Raw genomic sequence first — 19,316 nt, 5'->3', positions numbered from 1 at the left:
GATACGAGTTAGCGTCGTGTTGTGGTGTTGAAACGAGATTCAAAATAGCGTGCAAGGAAACCTAAAGGAATAGTAATCAATAGGTAGCAGAATCCTGCGACCACGAGAGGGGTAAGTCCCGCGTTTGCTGCAGAGAGACCTTCACGCCCAAATTTTGCTAATTCGTATTCTGAGATAGACATGCCAAGGAGATAAACCAGCGAAGAGTCTTTAGTTAGGAGGATGATTTCGTTTGTTAACGGGGGCAGTACGATGCGGAAGGCTTGGGGGATGATAATGGTGACCATTGCACGGGGGTGGGACATTCCAAGAGAGCGTGCTGCTTCGTATTGTCCGCTGGGCACTGCTTGTAGCCCTGCTCTGAGTACTTCACCAATGTATGCTGCAGAAACAATTCCTAATGCCAACATGATGGTGATATAGCTGTTAAACCTTACGTGGAATGCGAGGGGAATGCCGTACCCGAAGGCGAGGAATACTAATAGTGCTGGTATACCGCGGAAAAGTTCAATATAAATTGATGCTATCCAACGGTAAGGAGCGATAGATGATATTTTCATCAGTGCTAAAACGATACCTAGTGATAGTCCTAAGCTAAACCCTAGCGCCGTATAAATAATAGTATTTTTGAGCGCCACGGTGATGACCGACGGAAATTGCTCTGCGATAACAGTTGGGTTGAAAACTTGTTTGTAGAGGGTATGCCAGTCTGCTAAGGCAATGAGCACTAAAACGATGATTGCTAGTGCTGCATATTGAGCGTATCTGCTGTAGGTTTGTTTTTGACGTAAGGTCAATGCCATGGAATGTCCTTTATTCCCCGTGCGTTAGAGAGTGAGGTGCCTGAGAGCACCGCTTAGAATATGGTGTGGTTCGCGGGCTACTTTTGGGTGGAGACTCCGAGCCATTTTTCTTGAAGTTTGGCTAGTTCACCGTTGTCTTTGAGAGTGGTGATAACATCATTTGCTTCGTCGAGAAGTTTTTGGTTGTCGGTGGCGACCGTTGCAGCAATTTCTTCGTGAGTGTTAATTTCTTCTGCGACTTTTAGAGAGTTGTCTGAAGTGAGTGCTTGAGAAATGACGGAGATATTGGCAATGACAGCTTGTGCCTGACCTGTTTGTAGAGCTTGAATCATCAACGCTGCGTCTTCATATTGGACGGTGTCTGCTTGATGTTTGTTTGCATATTCTTCTCCAGATGTTGCTTGTTGTACTGCAACTTTTTGATCTTTGAGGTCACCGGAGTTGGTGATTGTCGAATCTTTGGGGACGAGAATACCGAGGTTGTCGTTGAGGTATGGTTCGGTGAAGCTCATTTTGGTGGCTCGTTCTTCGGTTTTGGTAATGCCGGAGATGGCGATATCGCATTGTCCGGAAGAGAGTGCTACGCCGGAGTCAAGCCCTTCAAATCCAGTGTTAGAGATGTTGAGTTTGAGTTTGAGCTTGTCGGCAATGGCTTGTGCAATATCCATATCGTATCCAACAATTTTTCCGTCTTGTTCGAACTCGAAGGGTTTATAGGGGCTGTTGGTGCACACTGTGAGTTCACCGCTGGTAACGAGTTTTGGGTCACCTTCTGCGGTGGTTGAGTTTGTGGATTGGCATCCGGTGAGTGTTAGGGCGCTGAGTGCGAGGATGGTGGCTGTGGTGGAGAGTGTCTTTTTCATGGTGTGTTCCTTGAGGCAAGCTGTTGTTGGTTGACGCGTTATGCATGGTGTGTGCTCAACGGTGTTAAACATCCTAACGCAAAATTATGCATAGTAGTGTAAAAACATGCAATAGTGGGGAATGTGTCGAGGCTAACGCAACAGCAAGGTTTTTTCAGCCCTTTAGCAAGAACATACGAGTGCCGAGATGAGCTTTCAACGAAACCATGAAACAATAGCAGATGTGAACCGAGCAGACCTTGATAAAAAAACAGCAGATATTGCCGCAATGTTCGATGGCGTTGCCGACCGCTACGACCTCATGAACGGCATCGCATCCCTAGGTCAACACATCTACTGGCGAAAACAAACAGTCGCTGCACTCAACGTTGCACCAGGACAAAAAATACTCGATATCGCAGCAGGTACCGGCACCTCCTCCGAGCCTCTCGCCGACCGTGGAGCAGAAGTCATCGCAGCAGACCTCTCAGAAGGAATGCTTGCCGTAGGACGTCGCCGTCGACCCGACATCTGCTTTATGCAAGCAGATGTCACTCAACTACCCTTCGATGACGAATCATTCGACGCTGTCACCATGTCATACGGATTACGCAACGTCGCCCAATATCAGCGGGCACTACAAGAGCTCTACCGAGTCACCAAACCCGGCGGCAGAATCGTCCTCCTCGAATTCTCAACACCCACATGGAAACCCTTCCGAACCATCTACCAAAAATACATTATGCGAGCCATTCCACCGGTTGCACGAGTCATCTCCTCTAACCCCGAATCTTATGTTTATCTCGCAGAATCTATACTGGCGTGGCCTACACAAGACGAACTTGCACAAGAATTTATAACAGCCGGATGGGAAAACGTAAAGTACCGCAATCTCAGCGGTGGCATCGTAGCTATACACCGTGGTTTTAAACCCGGTCGAGGCTTTACTATTGAGAAATAACACCCCGTGAGAAAAAAGAGACTACCTACCGTGACAGACCAAAATAAGTCCCCCGAGACGAACACCTGCGAGCCTAGCATGGTAAACGACCTGTTCAACGACATTGCCTACAGCCTCCCCAAAGGCTTCGACATCATCGCCCAAGATGAGCACCTCGGACCTCAAATTCTCGAATCCCTCAACGACATTGAACAACGCCTCTCTAAAGCCGTAACACAAACTTCCCGTATCGCAGACGTTACCTCACGACACCTCCTCAACGCTGGCGGAAAACGTATCAGACCCCTACTGACACTCTTGGCAGCTGCCGCCGGTGGTGGAATCAACGACAAAGTCCTTGACGCCGCAGTCGTCGTTGAACTCACACATCTTGCAACCCTCTATCACGACGACGTCATGGACGACGCCCCCAAACGTCGCGGAGTAGATACTGCACAAAATATCTGGGGTAACTCCGTAGCAATCCTTACCGGAGACCTCATCTTCTCTCGTGCCTCTCTGATTGTCAGTGATCTTGGCGCTCGCCCCATGGCTGTTCAATCTCAAACCTTTGAGCGTCTTGTCCTTGGGCAACTCTTTGAAACTCTTGGCCCAGAACCAGATGAAGATATCCTCAGTCACTACATCAAAGTCATTGAAGGTAAAACAGGGTCTCTCATTGCTGCAGCTGGTTCATATGGCGGTATTCTCTCTGAAGCCCCAGAATCCACTATTCAGGTTCTTGCACGATACGGAGAACTCGTTGGTGTTGCTTTCCAGCTAGCTGACGACGTGCTCGATATTACTGGCGAAGGTAAAAAGTCTGGTAAAACTCCAGGAACAGATTTACGAGAAGGTGTTCCCACTTTACCGACCATTTTGCTTGAGCAAGAAGCTGAACGTGAAGACCGCTCTGCACAAGAGGTCCTTGAGATGATTCGTGGGGATCTTTCCAGTGATGAAGCCTTAGCACAGGCGGTGCAAGCATTATCTGCCCACCCTGTTACGGCACGAGCGTGGAGCATTGCATGCCAATGGGCTGATGATGCAGTAGATGCGCTCAAACCCTTGCCTGATTCAACAGCAAAAGAAGCGCTCATCTCCTTCGCTCACGCTGTTGTTCGCCGTGATTCTTAGGCGATTTATGAGTCCTCAAAGTTAAGACTCCTCTCATCTGAGTATGAGGGGAGTCTTTGCTGTTCACGCCCTCTGTTTATCTCAAATAATGAGAAATGCTGTAGATTGTCGTTATTTTGACAATAAATCTGGCATTGTAAAGAGTAAATTTTTTACGCAAGTGCGTCATATAAGGCAACCTGACGTAAAACACACATGCACACATTGACACAACGACTTGAGGATTACTCCATGGGAGCAACCGCAAAGGCACCAAAGAAACGCGAAAGTTTCTCTAGCCGAAAAGTATTTATCTTCGCCGCTATCGGCTCAGCAGTTGGACTGGGCAATATCTGGCGTTTCCCCTACGTCGCCTATGACCACGGCGGCGGCGCATTTATGATTCCATACCTCGTAGCACTACTGACCGCGGGGCTTCCTTTCCTCTTCTTCGACTACTCCATCGGACACCGCGGACGCGCATCCTCCCCACTAGCGTTCCGCCGACTCAACCGTAAAACCGAATTCATCGGTTGGTGGCATATGGGTATCAACTTCATCATCGCCATCTACTATGCAGCCATCCTTGCATGGTCTTTGCGGTACATGCTCTTCTCCCTCAACAGTAGCTGGGGAGAAGACCCCGCCTCATTCTTCACCGGAGAATTCCTTCACGTAGGAGACCCCGCCCTATCCTTTGACTTCGTTCCAGGAATCCTCATTCCTCTAGCACTCATTTGGGCCGTACTACTTATCGTGATGTCCCTCGGCGTTCAAAAAGGAGTCGGAGCTGCAAACGTTCTCTTTATTCCGCTACTGATTATCATGTTCGTTGTGCTTGTCGCATACTCCCTCACCCTTGAAGGAGCTTTCCAAGGACTTAACGCACTGTTCACCCCTAACTGGGCAGCATTAGCTGACCCTCAGGTGTGGGTCGCCGCTTACGGACAGATTTTCTTCTCGCTCTCTGTCGGCTTCGGCATCATGATTACCTACTCTTCTTACCTCAAACCTAAAGCTGATCTCACCGGCTCTGGTGCTGTTGTGGGATTCTCAAACTCTGGCTTTGAGCTTCTTGCCGGCATCGGCGTTTTCGCAGCATTAGGTTTCATGGCAAACGCTGCAGGAACCGCCGTATCTGAAGTAGCAACCTCCGGTATTGGGCTTGCCTTCATCGCATTCCCCACCATCATCTCTCAAGCCCCTGGTGGAACCGTTATCGGACTGCTCTTCTTCGGATCACTTCTTTTTGCCGGTTTCACCTCCATGATTTCCATCGTGGAAGTTATTGTTGCTGGTGTCCAAGATAAATTTGGAATGGCTCGACGTAACGCGACCGCACTGGTCATCGTTCCTCTCGCACTCATCTCCACAGTCTTCATGTCCACGACCTCAGCCCTATACGTACTAGACATCCTCGACAACTTCGTCAACACTTTCGGTATTCTTGCTGCAGGTCTTGTCGCTATCATCACCGTTGCCTACTTCGTACGTGGCCTACCCACCTTACGCGATCACCTCAACCAACACGGTTCCATCAAAGTGGGTGGACTCTGGATGGCACTACTAGCAGTTATCACTCCACTAGTGCTGGGGTACACCTTGATTACTACCGTTATCAAGCTCATCAACACTCCCTACGAGGGCTACCCCGACTCACTCTTAATCCCGTTCGGATGGGCAATGTCTATTTTGCTCGTGGTCATTGCTGTCGTTATCTCTCGTCTGCCATGGTCAAATAGCTCACGTGCTGCCCTACAGCCGCCAGCTCAGCCTGTCAGTGGTGGCGAGGTCATGACCGAATACATCGACCCCACTCGTACTAACGCACAGAAAGAGGCCTAACCAATGGAAACTAGTGCCGTTATGATGATGACAATCTCAATCCTCATGATTTGGGGAGGTCTCGCTGCTGCCGCAGTCAACCTCTCTCGTCATCCTGAGGAGGAAGAAGACAGCATCTAAAAGCCGTCTTATCTCAACACACTCTTAAAATGGTTTGGGGTGGGCTCTCATCTGAGAGCCCACCCCAAACCATTATGACGAGCAGAACATACGAAAAACTTATTCTTCCAATAACTTATACAGCTTTAAGAACCGCACGCCTTCTCACCCGTGAAGACCGAATTGCATCAGCAGTAAAGAGTGCAACCGCGATCCACACCAAAATAAAACCAATCCAGCGCTCTGCCGTAAGTTGTTCACCAAAAACTAAAATTGCGAGGAAGAACTGAATAGTAGGAGTCATATACTGAATGATTCCTACAAGGCTCAACGGCAGTTTTGATGCAGCATCGGCAAAGAGTAAAAGTGGCAGAGTCGTCAAAATACCTGAGGCTGCAAGAATCCAAAAATGAGCAGTACCCTCCGACAATAACGTCAAATGATGTTGTTGCCACAGAACATATAACACCACAATAGCTACCGGAGCTAACGCTAACGTCTCAACAGTAAACGCAGCAATCGGCGGTACTTTGCCACCTAACTTATTTTTAACAAGACCATAGAACGCAAAAGTAAAAGCAAGACCCAATCCTAGCCACGGAATCTGCCCATAAAGTACACTCATGACCAGCACTGCAATCGCCGCGATACCGACCGCAACCCATTGAAGTACACGCAACCTCTCCTGTAAGAAGAACACCCCTAAAAGAACGTTAACCAGCGGATTAATAAAATACCCGAGAGAGGCATCAAGAGTATGCCCTGTCGTCGTAGCAATAACATAAAATAACCAGTTCGCACCAATCAGTAGAGCGGCTGCAGAGAGCACAAGAAGGGTTTTGGGACGGCTAAGAACCTGCCAAAATTTCTGATACCCGTGCGGTATAAAACATAGAATGACAGCACAGAACAACAACGAGAAAAGAACACGAATCGAGACAATCTCATAAGGAGTCGCAGGTAGCGTCAACGCGAAATAGAGCGGAAAGGTGCCCCAGATTAGGTATGCACCAATTGCTGAGACGAGGCCAGAACGCGTCCGTGAAGAATGAGAAGCAGTCGAAGTCTGCTGCGTCGAAAAAGAAGACATAAAGGGTACGTATTTCTATAAAATAGGTGAATAGAAAAAGAGGGGAAAAAGCGCCCCCGACTCATCACGATGAGCCGGGGGTGCTTATACAGAAGACAAGGACTATAGTCCGAAGAAGCGAGAGAAGAAACCTTTCTTCTCTTGCTGTTCTTTACGTCGTGGACGACGTGCCTCTTCGTGCTGTTCTTCTTCAAGATCTGGAGCAGAACCTGCAACACGGAACGCACTTGGACGTTCTTCTTGCTCTGATGTATCAGCATCATCAACAGGTTCTGTTGCCACAGGACGTTCTTCTTCTGTGTCGCTGATAATTTCTTCGTCTGCAATTGCAGAAGTTGTAATGCGACCAGGCTGAGCATCCTCTTGAGGATCTTGATCGTAAGGCTTCTCGGCATGAGGGTAAACACGATCGGTGGTGACGACGCCTTCAACCTCTTCGATTGTTTCTTCAACTGTCTGTTCAGAAGACTCCTCAAGGGTCTGAGGTAGTTCATGCTCTTGAACAGTCTGTGCCAACTGGTCTTGAGCCTCGCGTTCTGCTTGCTCTTGAGCAGCTTTCTGCTCTGCTTCACGGGCAGCAAGCTGTGCAGCAGCCTCGGAAGCGGCAATACGCTCAACTTCTTGGCGTTCTGCTGCAGCCTGTTCACGTAACGCAATTGCTTGAGCTGCGCAACGGTTAAGCTCTGCAGAATCGACAACTGGCTCAGCTGCTTCAATACCTGAGATTTTTTGGCCGTCAAACCAGAGACGAAGTGCACCGTCAGTGGTCGTGATAACAGCGGTTGCCTCAGTGTCCCAAGCAATATGAGCGCCGCGTAGACGAGCATAGGAGTCTACGGCACGCTGATGGTTAACAGCAGTATTGGTCTGGAGGGCTTGAGCCATGACTCGTCCCATACGATTAATCGTTGGAGCCTCAAGCTCTAAGGCGTCACCGTCGAGAAGAATCCACGCTTTAACACCTGCACCAGCAGTAACAGGGTAATGAGCGTAGATGCCGGTGAGGGCTTTAGCGGCAAGAGTCACCTGGCGTGCAATACCCTCAGTGAGTGGAAGTTCATCTGTGGTCAGCTCACCTATAGAGTGCTGCGCTCCCGACTCTCTTGTCTGAATAGCTGCCGAAACTACAGAATCGGGGAAATGTCCCAGTTCTTGCCATGACCAAATCCAAGAACCGCGGTTTTCTGATTCAGTTCCTAAAAGATATGGTGTGAGTTTGACCGAGCTATCAGACTGGAGGGTGAAAGACGGAGCTGAAAAGTCCACAGACCACTCAGATCCGCCACTGAGCTCGGCTAGGCGTGCCTGGTATTCGGTGGAAATAAAGATTGATTCGTCAATCAAATCCTGCAGTGTTTTAGTCATGTGCTTAAGGCTAGCAAAAATTGTGTCTACTGAACCCCTATTTTTGGTATTTATCTCTGCAAGAACCAGTGTTTTCATCATTTTTTAGAAAGAGAAACACAATTATGAAGAATATCTGACATATATGGATAAACACCTACGGGGTGTCACCACCACCGCCCCATACTGAAAGAGTACGCAAGAACACTCCATTATGAGGGGAATTGTCCCCATTTTAAAAATCTTATGAAGACTCAACAATGAGTAGATTCCGTCAAAAAGAGAAAAACTACTCAAAACATTGCTTTAATAAATGAGATAGAGAAACTTTAAAGGCAAGGAATACGAACTTCCCCTATCGGTATCACCTGCGCACTGAGCAAGAAAGACCACCTATGACGAACACACCTCGTTTTCGCAGAGAAGAACGCCCTGCGAAAGTTCAAGAAGCTCTCACCCGTATTGGTAGTTGGCTTCTGAACACGGTTAAAACCGAACCAGGGTGGAACGAACTTGTTTTTGACATTAAACCGTTAAGCGGAACCATCTTTGCTCGTATTACCGAAACGCGTGATGAACAAGATTACGTTGGCAGTGTTGGGCCCATTAAAGAAGATTCCATCGTCATTCCTGAGATTGAAAACCTGCAACACGCTGCCTACGATGAACACGAAGGTACATGGTTTACTGCCACCGTTATTGTGACTGCAGAGAACTGGCCCGAACCTGACTATCAGATAGGGGCAGCCTATAATCGTCAAGATGAGCCTCAAGACTGGGAGGGGGAGGGGCGCATGTCTCGCCAAGACGTGCGATATCACCTCGAGCACTTCCCTCGGCATGCAAGCCAGATTCCACAATGGGCACAATTGCGCTTATCAGGGCGACTTAAAAGAGACCACGAACCCAATACGGACTCTTGTGAGGTTCCTAACCCTTACCTGAGCGAAGCTCTGTCTCAAACTCGAGGCAAAGAACGCAGTGACGCGACGGTAGTTAACGTGTTAAGAGCTTCTTTAGGTGGGGACTTCCTTCTAGATATTAGTGATTCAACTTTCGTTCCTGCTGGCTCCCAAAAAATAGGCCCACGTTCAACGATTCGTTATCGTGTGCTTCGCCTTGCCAACGATATGCGTGCCCTATGCCTTTATTCCAGCTCCGAATATGTCAAGGAATTTCATGCGCGCTTTACAGAATCCTCTTCTGAACCAGAGATTCTTCGCGAGCACGCGTTCAAGGTATATCTTGACTTTTTAGCTGATAAAACCTGTGATGTGGTTGTGATTGACCCAGGCACTGAACACGAAACATTTATTGAGAAACCGCAGGTTGCGTGGGTGTTGAGCACTCCACATAATATCCACGTTAAAAGTGCTTTATTAGATGGTGATATGCAACGTCTACTAGCGGCGCTCACGGCACCCAGCTCCGTGCTGTTGATGGGTGTTAGAGCAGGAGAAGAGGCTCCTCTCTTCGTTCCTGTTCCTGAAGGGCAAGAACCTCAGACGATGTTGGTATTTACCTCGGCTGCAGAGGTGGCTTCAGTTGACCCTCAATTACAGGTGCGTTCTGCTCCTGCCATGGAGGTTCTCGAGTTTGCTCAATCTTTGGGTGCTGATGGTGTTCGTATTAACGCGTTGAGTCCGTCAGCTACGTTGCCGATGGCTCAGATTCAAGAGTTGCTCGAGATTGTACGTTCGGCTCAACATATCAGTAATTAGCGCGTGATACCGCTCTTTTGGGGACAAAGCATATACCATCATGCTAGGTCAAAAAATGACAATTAAAAACTATTAGGGGCGGTTCGTGGAGAGTATACTAAGGTGGCTAGGCATAACATGTTTTCGTCACTCAAAACTCGTCGTCATTGTTTGGGCGCTCATCTTAGGCGTCGCCGGTATTTTTGCGGCAACTTTCTCTCAAGGTGCTCAAAGTAACTATGCTATTCCCGGTGCCACATTCGAAAAAGTTAACGAAAAACTTCACCATGCAATACCAGAAGCTGGCACTAGCTCTGCTTCTATTGTGTTTTCTCGACGCGACGGCAAACCCATTGATTACCAAGAACGTCAGAAGATTCGCCAACTATCTCTTGAAATAGCAGATCTCCCCGAAGTCGCTTCAATCTCAAACCCCTTCGAACAGCAAGAACGTTTAGACGATGGCGCTGAGCTGCTAGCACAAGGCACACAACAGCTCACACACGCTAAAGAAGAACTCGCACAAGGACAGCAAGCCCTCGCTGGGGCGCTTTCACAGCTTCCTGACTCATCACCCGAATGGGTGACACAAAACGCCCCTGAGCTTGCTCAACAGCAGCAACAGCTAGAACAAAGCCGTGACCGTATCAAAACGGAAGAACAAAAACTTGCTGAAGCTCAACGAGAACTCAACCTTGCCAACGGCGAACGAGTTCTCTCCAAAGAGGGCAATATTGCACTTATCACCCTCACCTTTACCGAAGACGTCCAAGCGCTCTCTAGCGAACAACGTCAAAAAATCTTCGACATCTTCAACACCCTAGAAAACTATGGAATTGACGTCGACTACAGCAACGAACTAGCCCAAGATGTCTCTGGGGTCTTTGGCGCCTCAGAAACTATCGGTCTTATTGTCGCAGCCATTGTTCTACTAGCCACTTTAGCGTCTGTGATTGCTGCTGGTCTTCCTGTGCTAATTGCGCTAGTAGGTTGTGGTGTTGGAGTGCTACTAGTCTTTGCTAGCACGCTCATCATTCCCATGACCTCAACAGACCCAGTTCTCGCGTTAATGCTCGGGCTAGGTGTTGGTATCGACTATGCATTGTTGATCATTCATCGACATCGAGAATTCCTCGCTGAAGGAAACACACTCATCATTTCAGCTGTTAAAGCTAATATGACCGCTGGGCATTCCGTCGTATTTGCTGGTGCAACGAATATCGTTGCTCTATCTGCGTTGAGCCTGACAGGTATCCCTTTCTTGAGCATTATGGGGCTAGCTGGCGCCTTTACCGTAGGCGTTACTGTACTGGTAGCAATTACTCTTACCCCAGCGTTATTGGCTCTTGTCGGTATGCGTATTCTCTCTACACAACAACAAAAGACCTTAGGGCAGGGGCAGCCCCAACACACTAAAGAAGAAAAGCTTGTGAAAGCTGAGCGCGGATGGGGCGCATTCGTGACTCGACATCCTGTTATGATGACCGTCTTATCATTGACTCTGCTTGGACTAGCAATTATCCCTATGGGAACGCTACGCCTTGGGCTACCGGACGGCTCATATCAGAGTCAAGATAGCACCGCATACCGAAGCTACGAAAAAATTGCTGACACTTTTGGACCTGGTGCAAATGGCAGAATCTATGCTGTGGCAACAACGCCTGTAGGCACAGATGCGGCCGGTGCTCATGCTATTGGCGTTGACGTTGCCGAACATCTCAAAATATCTGGTATTCGCTCCGCGGCAGTATCAGCCATTAGCAAAGACTCTTCAGTTGTCGTAGTGGCGTTGACTCCTGAAACTGGCCCTGCCGATGAACAAACAGTCTCAACAGTTCATCAGCTACATAAGGATTTACCACAGGTAGAGAACCTGACTCGAACACAAATCGGTTTAAGCGGGCAGACCGTTGCCAATATCGAAATATCTGATCGTATTTCTCAGGCAGTACCCCTATACCTGACGGTTGTCTTGCTATTGTGTCTACTCATTATGACGGTAGTGTTCAAATCCTTACTCATACCGCTAATGGCAACCGTCGGATTTTTAATGTCTACCTTGGCTGCTTTTGGCGCCGTCGTATTGGTATATCAATGGGGATGGCTGGGAACACTCTTTGGTGTCACTCATGCTGGACCAATTCTTGCCTTTTTACCGATTCTTCTGGTGGGCGTACTTTTTGGGCTCTCTGTGGACTACCAAATTTTTATTGTTTCAGGAATGAGAGACGCTTATCGTGAGGGCTTCACCGCTCGTGAAGCTGTCAAAGTTGGTTACACTCAAGGCGGCAAAGTTGTTACGGCTTGCGGAGTCATTATGATTTCTGTATTCGCAGGTTTCGTATTCTCTCACCTGACGGTTGTTCGTCCTATCGGTTTTGCTCTAGCTATTGGCGTGGCAATGGATGCATTCTTGGTACGCACAACCTTTATCCCCGCAACAATGCATCTGCTGGGTGAAAAAGCATGGTGGCTACCAGCATCTCTCAAGAAGGTTCTGGGAACGGCAGAAGTTACGTCACAGAGCTTTGAGAATCTCGACGAATACGTACGAGAAAATAAACCTCGACATCTCAAGAGCTAGATTACCGGAAGAAGTTTAGCCTGCCGATAGATTGTGTCAACGACAAGGCCCTTGGCTCTTACTGCAAGCTCAATCGTCTTGGTTGCGAAAACAAAAACGACCATCTAGCGTCAACAAGAACTACCAAAACTACAAGTTAAACTAAGGAGTGGCTGTCACAAGAATCATCTTGTGACAGCCACTCCTTTTACCCTAAACGGTTAGGGCGAGTACACGAGCTTAGCTCATCTGAGCAATCGCTTCACGAACGCGTGCTCCAAGTTCTTCATGAACAGAGTCCCAGTACTTCAACGCACGTTCGCGAATATCATCGTTGCGAACTGCGCCAACGTGTCCAGCGATGTTAGAAACGAGACGTGCACGTTCTTCATCGTTCATGGTTACAGCGTACAAAGAGCGTGCCTGACCGAAATCATCGTCTTCTGCGTGCAAGGATGCTGCTGCACGAACAAGCTCACCGTCTGCTTCCCAAGAGCCTTCGCCTGCACGTTCAGCATCAGCGTGAGGGCCACCTAGGCTGTTTGGTGCGTAGGTAGGTACTGATGGGTCGTTGAAGCTGTAACGCATGGTTCCGTCTTGAGAATAGTTGTTGACGGGTGCTGCCTTTGCAGAGTTAACAGGTAGCTGAGCAAAGTTGGTGCCAACACGGTAACGGTGCGCATCTGGGTAAGAGAAGATACGTCCGAGCAACATTTTGTCGGGAGATGCTGCGATACCGGGAACGAAGTTTGAGGGGGAGAATGCAGCCTGCTCAATTTCAGCGAAGAAATTCTGCGGGTTGCGGTTGAGAGTAAGAGTACCAACCTTAATCAGTGGGTAATCAGAGTGTGGCCATACCTTGGTCAAGTCGAAGGGGTTGAAGCGGTAGTTTTTAGCATCTTCATAAGGCATGATCTGAACATGCAAAGTCCATGATGGGAATTCTCCGCGGTCAATGGATTCGAAGAGGTCACGACGGTGGTAGTCAGCGTCTTTACCTGCGAGTTCTTCTGCTTCTTGAGCAGTGAGGAAGTCATTGCCTTGGTTGGTTTTGAAGTGGTACTTCACCCAGAAGCGCTCGCCTTCAGCGTTAATCCACTGGAAGGTGTGGGAGCCGAATCCGTCCATGTGGCGTAGGGTCTTGGGGATACCGCGGTCGCCCATCAACCATGTGACTTGGTGTGCTGATTCGGTGCGAAGTGACCAGAAATCCCACTGCATGTCGTTGTCACGTAGACCGGTTTGGGGTAGACGCTTCTGAGAGTGGATGAAGTCTGGGAACTTGATAGCGTCGCGGATGAAGAAGATGGGGGTGTTGTTGCCGACGATGTCGTAGTTACCCTCAGTGGTGTAGAACTTAACGGCAAAACCGCGGGGGTCGCGCCAGGTATCAGGTGAACCTTGTTCTCCTGCAACCGTGGAGAAGCGTACGAGGGTTTCGGTTTCTACGCCGGGTTGGAAGAGTGCTGCGCGGGTGTATGCGGAGACGTCTTCAGTTGTTTTGAAAACACCGTATGCGCCGGTTCCTTTAGCGTGGACAACACGTTCGGGTACGCGCTCGCGGTTGAATTGTGCGAGCTTTTCTACGGTGTATGCATCGTGAAGAACGATAGGGCCGTTGTTACCTACGGTGAGGGAGTTGTTGTCGGAGGCAACGGGTGTGCCTGTGGTTGTGGTGGTAAAAGTTCCGATAGTTTCGGTCATGACTTTTCTTCCTTTATTTTTGTGAGGTGTTGAGAGGGCCGTATGTGGGGAAGGCCCTCTCTGTTCCTGTTGTGTGATTAGTGTGTGTGAAGTTCTGCTGCTTGGCGTTGTTGTTCTTGTGCCATGGAGCGTTCTTGCTCTGTTTGGCAGTCTTGGCAGATTCCTTGGTAGAGGACGTCTGCTGAGATTAACGCCATCCCGTGGTGGTCACTGGGTGTGAGGCACGGGGAAGCACCTATTGCGCAATCAACATCTTGAACTTTTCCGCATCGGATGCAGAAGGCGTGGTGGTGATTGTCTGCAGTACGTGTTTCGTAGAGTGCAGGTGTTCCAGGCGGTTCGAATTTGCGGAGCATGTTGATACTGACGAGGTCTGCAAGGATGACGTATACAGACTGGACAGTGATAGTTGGTAGCTCTTCTCGGACGGCTGCAACAATATCTTCTGCGGTAGCATGCGGGTGCTTATGTGCTGCTACGAGTACCGCTAGGCGTTGCTTTGTGACGCGACGGCCTTTGGTGCGTAGCGTTGCTGTCCATGCTTGTGTGAGTGACTCTCTGTCGAGGGTCTGCATGGTGTGATGCATAAGGTCACCTTTCATGGTCCACCTGAGTGTTTATTCTGACTATTTCATAATAGCAGATATGACTTACTCATAATAGCAGAATGTGAAAAAAGTTTTCCAACGCGAAGTTTTCCGCTGAAAACAAGAAAATCTAAAAAACTTTTTTCTCTATTACACCTAGTCACAAGCATTATTTTAGTGGGGCAGAATTTTTTTGGAAAGTTTTTTATTTTTTCGCGTCACGATTTGCCCCTCAATCGCTCTTAATAAGTGACGGCGTAAAAACCGTTGAATCAGCAAAGAACGATGTTCGGGTCGCAGCAGACACAGAGTCTGTACGCACCGGCGGTTACGAATCGATTCAGAGTGGAATAACTTAGGGAAGCCACTTGCTAAAACTTTGCTGAAAACAGTAAAGGCGCTGCACGCAAGCTAGAGTCTTTGCACAAGAAAAGGGCTGCAATGTCGGAATATCTTTAGGGAACCGAGATTGTTTATCACATAACAAATAGTAGGTATCTGCATGGTAGGGCATGTAGTTTAGGGAATACCTACTCATATGGTGAGAGAACTATGAAAAGTTCTCCCGCCAACACTGTAAAGACCACCGGCAAGTTTGGGCGTCATAGTAGGGAATGATGCGCTTGCCGGTGGTTGTGTTACTTAGGCTGTATTTGCCGTAATATTTAGGTATAATCTAGGTACTTTATCTAAAATGGAAACTTCACATACGGTTTATTTTCCCCCAGCTAAATGCCTTAAGTACTGGTGGAAAAAAGCCATCGTTTTCAGCGCAACAAGATTTGGCGTGTCTGCGCTGCACTGAAATGCAGGAAACTGAACATGCAAAAGCAACATACTTTTAGCACCCCAGAAGAAACTGACGAGTTTCTTCTATCGCTCGTTCGCGATGGAGATATTGAGGCCTATAGCAAGCTCTATAGTCGTTACAACTCCATGGCGAAAGCTATTGCTTTTAAACATACTTCAGACTCTCACCGTGTAGACGACATTGTCTCTGAGAGCTTTGTGCGAATCCTGCACGCACTTGAAAATGGAAAAGGCCCCCGCACCTATATGGGAGGCTATCTTGCCACAACCATCGCCCACTTAGCAGGCGAATATGGGTTATTGTCTCAACGCGAAGTGCCTAGCGAAGAAGAACACCTTGAAGCAATGGGCACCCTTGATGAAACCGTTGTTAAACTACACGAATCAGACGACGTAATTTCTGCTTTTACCTCGTTGCCTGAACGATGGCAGACCGTCTTATGGCTTACTGAGATTGAGGCAAAAAAACCTCAAGAAATTGCTTCTGCCATGAACCTCTCCCCGAACGCTGTTTCGGCGCTATCCCTCCGCGCTAAAAATAGCCTTAAAGAAGGCTTCCTTCGCGCACATCAAAACACTCCTAAAACGGCGGACTGCAAACGTTTTTCAAGTCATATCAGCTCATACGTTTTAGGCTCATTAACACAAAAACGTAGTGACGCCTTACGCGGACACCTTGAAGCGTGCTCTCACTGTACTGGTGAGTACCTCTCCCTTGTCGATGTGAGCAAATCGATGCGTAGCTGGGTTTTCCCTGTTCTTGCCGGTCTTTCTGTCTGGGGTACAGACGGGCTCGCAATCATTGCGCCAACCTTCACCGCTGCCGCTGGCGGTACTGCCGCTGGTGCAGGACTTATGGGCTCCTCAGCTGCGGCAGCTAGTGGTAGCGGAGCTTCTGGCGCTGGAACTCTCAATTTTCTCTCTCCCAAGACATGGGGGACTAAAGGTCAAGCTGCGGCAGGTGTTGCTGCCGCGACAGTAGCAACAGTTGCTGTCGCTGGAGGTTTCCTTGCTTCGACTCAACAAGCCTCTATCGAATCTCAACGGCCGGTTGTTAGCGCTGAAGGTATCACTTCTGCCCCCGCACAAGCACCTGTACCTGATGTTTCTGAACCTCAAGAAAAACCTGCAAAACCAGCAGAACAGCCTCAATCTTCTGCTTCTAAAGAAGAAAAACCACAGCCTGCTACAGAGCAACCAAAACCTGCATCAAAAACTACGGCTCCTACGTCGGAACCTTCTACATCTAACGCAAATGTGCCTGAAGTCGCTCCAGCATCGCCAGCTACTGAAAAATCTTCACCTGTTAAAGCTGTTGCACAGGCCCCGCGTGTTGTTGATGTTCCACCCCTTGAACCTGTTGTCACTGAAGCTCCTGTAACACAGCCTGCTTCTTCTACAAAGGTGCCAGCACCTCCGGTTGTTCAACAGGCAAAGGTTGAAGAGCCGAAAACTTCACCTCAAGTTATTACTACTAGCACTCAAGAACCTGCGAGCATCAATGCTGTGAAGACAGCGGATGTTGCTCAGCCTGTTGCTGCGCAGGGAGACTCTGAACCTGGAGTTGTACCCGTGATTGAGGGGGAGCATAGCGCGAAGGTCGCTGATCCTGAGCCTACAGATTCCCATGAGCCTGATGGCTCGGGGACTGTTGCTGGTAATAGTGAATGGGCTACTCGCTCCGCTAAAATTGACGACACCTCTGAGCCTGTTATTCAGCCAGCTGAACCATCCGAACCAGCTGAACCGACTGAACCGTCAGAACCAACCGAGCCATCCGAACCAGCTGAACCAGCTGAACCAGCTGAGTCAAACGAACCGACTGAACCAGCTGAACCAGCTGAACCGACTGAACCAGCAGAGCCAAACGAACCGACTGAACCGGTTGAGCCAGCAGAACCAACCGAGCCAGTTGAGCCTGCTGAACCGACTGAACCTGCAGAACCGGCAGAACCGGTTGAACCTGCCGAACCATCCGAACCAGCAGAGCCAAACGAACCGACTGAACCGTCAGAACCAGCTGAACCAGCTGAACCGACTGAACCAGCAGAGCCAAACGAACCGACTGAACCGACTGAACCGACTGAACCTGCAGAACCAGTTGAGCCTGCAGAACCAGTTGAGCCTGCAGAACCAACCGAACCGGCTGAGCCAGCAGAACCAACCGAGCCAGTTGAGCCTGCTGAACCGACTGAACCGACTGAACCGACTGAACCAGTTGAGCCTGCAGAACCAACCGAACCAGCAGAGCCAAACGAACCGACTGAACCGACTGAACCTGCAGAACCTGCAGAACCGTCAGACCCTGGTGCATCCTATGAAGATGACGAAAGAAGCGGTGGAAGCGACGACGGCTACTGGCGACCCGAAGCAGGCGATAACTTCTGGGACGGCAACGAAGACAACAACACCCCGACTCAACCAGATGACACCGTACCGCCTCCGTATTACGGGCTCATTCCACAACCTATTAGCGAAGACGAAGACACTGGAACACCCGAAGAAAACCCTCAACCTGAAACAGGAGAACACGAAGGGGAAGACAGCATTGTTCCCGGATGGTACAAAACTGAGGCGTACCGTCAATGGAGTCGTAGCATTCCTTGGGATGACTTCGGGAGAACTGACATTCCAACAAACGTGCAATGCGTGTTGAACTACACCGTATTTGGCGACCCTGCAGAGAATATCTATACCGATATCGTGTGGATGCCATCTGCTGTGCTTAACTCCGAATACACCTATTACGTCCTCGCTGCGTTCTATAACGTCCGTGAGATTGAATCAATTTCTTGTCTCGATAACGCGACCAGCGTCGGTTCAAGAATCTAACTCTCCTAAGATGGCGGTGTTCTCTTGCGCTTGCAGGGAACACCGCCATCTTTTGAGAAAAAATCAATAAATTATTCAGGATTTCCATATATTCTTTGAAGAAAAGAAGACTACAAGGAATGAAGAATATGCATAGCCACCACAACGGACTCAAGACCTCTGTCCTCATGGGGTCAATGGTTGGGTTCCTGCTCTTTGTCGGTTATCTTCTCTCATCAATGATGAACAATAGTGCGTTTATCTGGATATTCGCGCTGATGAGCGTCGGTAGCGTAATGTACACCTACTGGAACTCTGCCACTGTTGCTATTCGGTCGATGAATGCCTATCCTGTGACTCGTGAACAAGTCCCTGGGCTGTACAAAATTGTTGAAGAGCTCTCTGCAAAAGCAGGGCAACCTATGCCAGCTTTATATGTTGCCCCGACGATGACTCCTAACGCTTTTGCGACAGGACGCAACCCTCAGAACGCGGCAGTTTGTTGCACCGAAGGCATTTTGCAACTTTTAGATGAGAGAGAAATGCGCGGTGTCCTCGGACATGAATTAATGCACGTGTACAACCGCGATATTCTGACCAGCTCTGTCGCTGCAGCTATTGCTTCTGTTATTACGTCTATCGCTCAATATCTGGGTTTTGCCGGAATGTTTGGGGGAGGAAATCGCGAAGGACGCGGGCAGAACATGCTTGTAGCTTTACTTCTATCCTTCTTAGCTCCTATCGCTACTGGTGTGATTCAGATGGCTATTAGTCGCACTCGTGAATATGATGCTGATGAAGACGGCGCTCGACTTACTGGAGACCCTCTTGCATTAGCTTCTGCTTTGCATAAATTAGAACATGGGGTGAGTCGATACCCGATGTCTGCTGAGAATCCTAAGGTAGTTAATACTGCGTCAATGATGATTGCTCAGCCTTTTAGAGGAGCTGATTTACAGCGACTTATGGCAACACACCCACCGATGAAAGATCGTATTGCTCGCCTTGAAGCGCAGGCTCGTAGTATGGGGCAACTATAAAATATTTGGTATAAAACCTCAT

The 19,316-nt window shown here is 48.8% G+C and carries 14 protein-coding genes; 8 read left to right on the top strand and 6 right to left on the bottom strand.

Features of this window, described 5'->3' with window-relative positions; genetic code table 11:
• Positions 1-8 precede the first annotated feature (8 nt).
• A complete protein-coding gene (locus tag ACN08Z_RS00070; RefSeq protein ID WP_419102615.1) occupies positions 9-803 on the bottom strand; it encodes an amino acid ABC transporter permease in 795 nt (264 codons plus the stop codon).
• A 77-nt stretch (positions 804-880) separates the two neighbouring features.
• Positions 881-1,666, bottom strand: a complete 786-nt coding sequence (locus tag ACN08Z_RS00065; protein WP_419102614.1) for a transporter substrate-binding domain-containing protein — start codon at positions 1,664-1,666, stop codon at positions 881-883.
• 187 nt (positions 1,667-1,853) lie between these two features.
• Here ACN08Z_RS00065 and ACN08Z_RS00060 point away from each other — a divergent pair, with 187 nt between their 5' ends.
• The 4 genes from ACN08Z_RS00060 to ACN08Z_RS00045 all read left to right on the top strand — a co-directional run bounded on the left by ACN08Z_RS00060 (position 1,854) and on the right by ACN08Z_RS00045 (position 5,666).
• Entirely contained in the window at positions 1,854-2,606 is a 753-nt protein-coding gene (locus ACN08Z_RS00060; RefSeq protein ID WP_419102613.1) for a demethylmenaquinone methyltransferase, read from the top strand.
• Positions 2,607-2,684: 78 nt separating this feature from the next.
• Positions 2,685-3,722: a polyprenyl synthetase family protein gene (locus tag ACN08Z_RS00055; RefSeq protein WP_419102825.1), complete on the top strand. Its 1,038-nt coding sequence runs from the start codon at positions 2,685-2,687 to the stop codon at positions 3,720-3,722.
• Positions 3,723-3,953: 231 nt separating this feature from the next.
• The gene (locus tag ACN08Z_RS00050) at positions 3,954-5,546 is read left to right on the top strand and encodes a sodium-dependent transporter (RefSeq protein ID WP_419102824.1); all 1,593 of its coding nucleotides are present in this window, start codon (positions 3,954-3,956) and stop codon (positions 5,544-5,546) included.
• 3 nt (positions 5,547-5,549) lie between these two features.
• On the top strand, positions 5,550-5,666 hold the full coding sequence (locus tag ACN08Z_RS00045) for a methionine/alanine import family NSS transporter small subunit (RefSeq protein ID WP_419102612.1): 117 nt from the start codon (positions 5,550-5,552) through the stop codon (positions 5,664-5,666).
• A gap of 115 nt (positions 5,667-5,781) precedes the next feature.
• On the opposite strand, the gene rarD is transcribed toward ACN08Z_RS00045, so the two are convergent.
• Together rarD and ACN08Z_RS00035 are read right to left on the bottom strand one after the other, a co-directional pair.
• Positions 5,782-6,735, bottom strand: coding sequence for an EamA family transporter RarD (gene rarD / locus ACN08Z_RS00040; protein ID WP_419102611.1), 954 nt, complete (start codon positions 6,733-6,735; stop codon positions 5,782-5,784).
• Between the two features lie 102 nt (positions 6,736-6,837).
• The gene (locus tag ACN08Z_RS00035) at positions 6,838-8,100 is read right to left on the bottom strand and encodes a DUF6882 domain-containing protein (protein ID WP_419102610.1); all 1,263 of its coding nucleotides are present in this window, start codon (positions 8,098-8,100) and stop codon (positions 6,838-6,840) included.
• 374 nt (positions 8,101-8,474) lie between these two features.
• Here ACN08Z_RS00035 and ACN08Z_RS00030 point away from each other — a divergent pair, with 374 nt between their 5' ends.
• Entirely contained in the window at positions 8,475-9,800 is a 1,326-nt protein-coding gene (locus ACN08Z_RS00030; protein ID WP_419102609.1) for an SseB family protein, read from the top strand.
• 85 nt (positions 9,801-9,885) lie between these two features.
• Positions 9,886-12,363, top strand: a complete 2,478-nt coding sequence (locus tag ACN08Z_RS00025) for an MMPL family transporter (RefSeq protein ID WP_419102608.1) — start codon at positions 9,886-9,888, stop codon at positions 12,361-12,363.
• 219 nt (positions 12,364-12,582) lie between these two features.
• Here the strand turns inward: ACN08Z_RS00025 and ACN08Z_RS00020 are convergent, their stop codons facing one another.
• Both ACN08Z_RS00020 and ACN08Z_RS00015 read right to left on the bottom strand, forming a co-directional pair.
• Complete coding sequence (locus tag ACN08Z_RS00020; RefSeq protein ID WP_419102607.1) at positions 12,583-14,046, bottom strand: catalase; 1,464 nt, start codon at positions 14,044-14,046, stop codon at positions 12,583-12,585.
• 77 nt (positions 14,047-14,123) lie between these two features.
• Positions 14,124-14,633 carry a Fur family transcriptional regulator gene (locus tag ACN08Z_RS00015; RefSeq protein ID WP_419102606.1) on the bottom strand — a complete coding sequence of 170 codons (510 nt, stop codon included), beginning with the start codon at positions 14,631-14,633 and terminating at the stop codon, positions 14,124-14,126.
• 822 nt (positions 14,634-15,455) lie between these two features.
• Between ACN08Z_RS00015 and ACN08Z_RS00010 the strand changes: the two genes are divergently transcribed.
• Both ACN08Z_RS00010 and htpX read left to right on the top strand, forming a co-directional pair.
• The gene (locus ACN08Z_RS00010) at positions 15,456-18,275 is read left to right on the top strand and encodes a sigma-70 family RNA polymerase sigma factor (RefSeq protein WP_419102605.1); all 2,820 of its coding nucleotides are present in this window, start codon (positions 15,456-15,458) and stop codon (positions 18,273-18,275) included.
• A gap of 128 nt (positions 18,276-18,403) precedes the next feature.
• Positions 18,404-19,294 (top strand): zinc metalloprotease HtpX, encoded by an 891-nt coding sequence (htpX, locus tag ACN08Z_RS00005; protein WP_419102604.1) that lies wholly within the window; start codon positions 18,404-18,406, stop codon positions 19,292-19,294.
• Positions 19,295-19,316 lie beyond the last annotated feature (22 nt).

Source organism: Rothia sp. P7181, assembly GCF_048513015.1.
GTDB lineage: Bacteria > Actinomycetota > Actinomycetes > Actinomycetales > Micrococcaceae > Rothia.
Note: the sequence above shows the minus strand (reverse complement) of the source record. Positions and strands in the feature narration are given on the sequence as shown.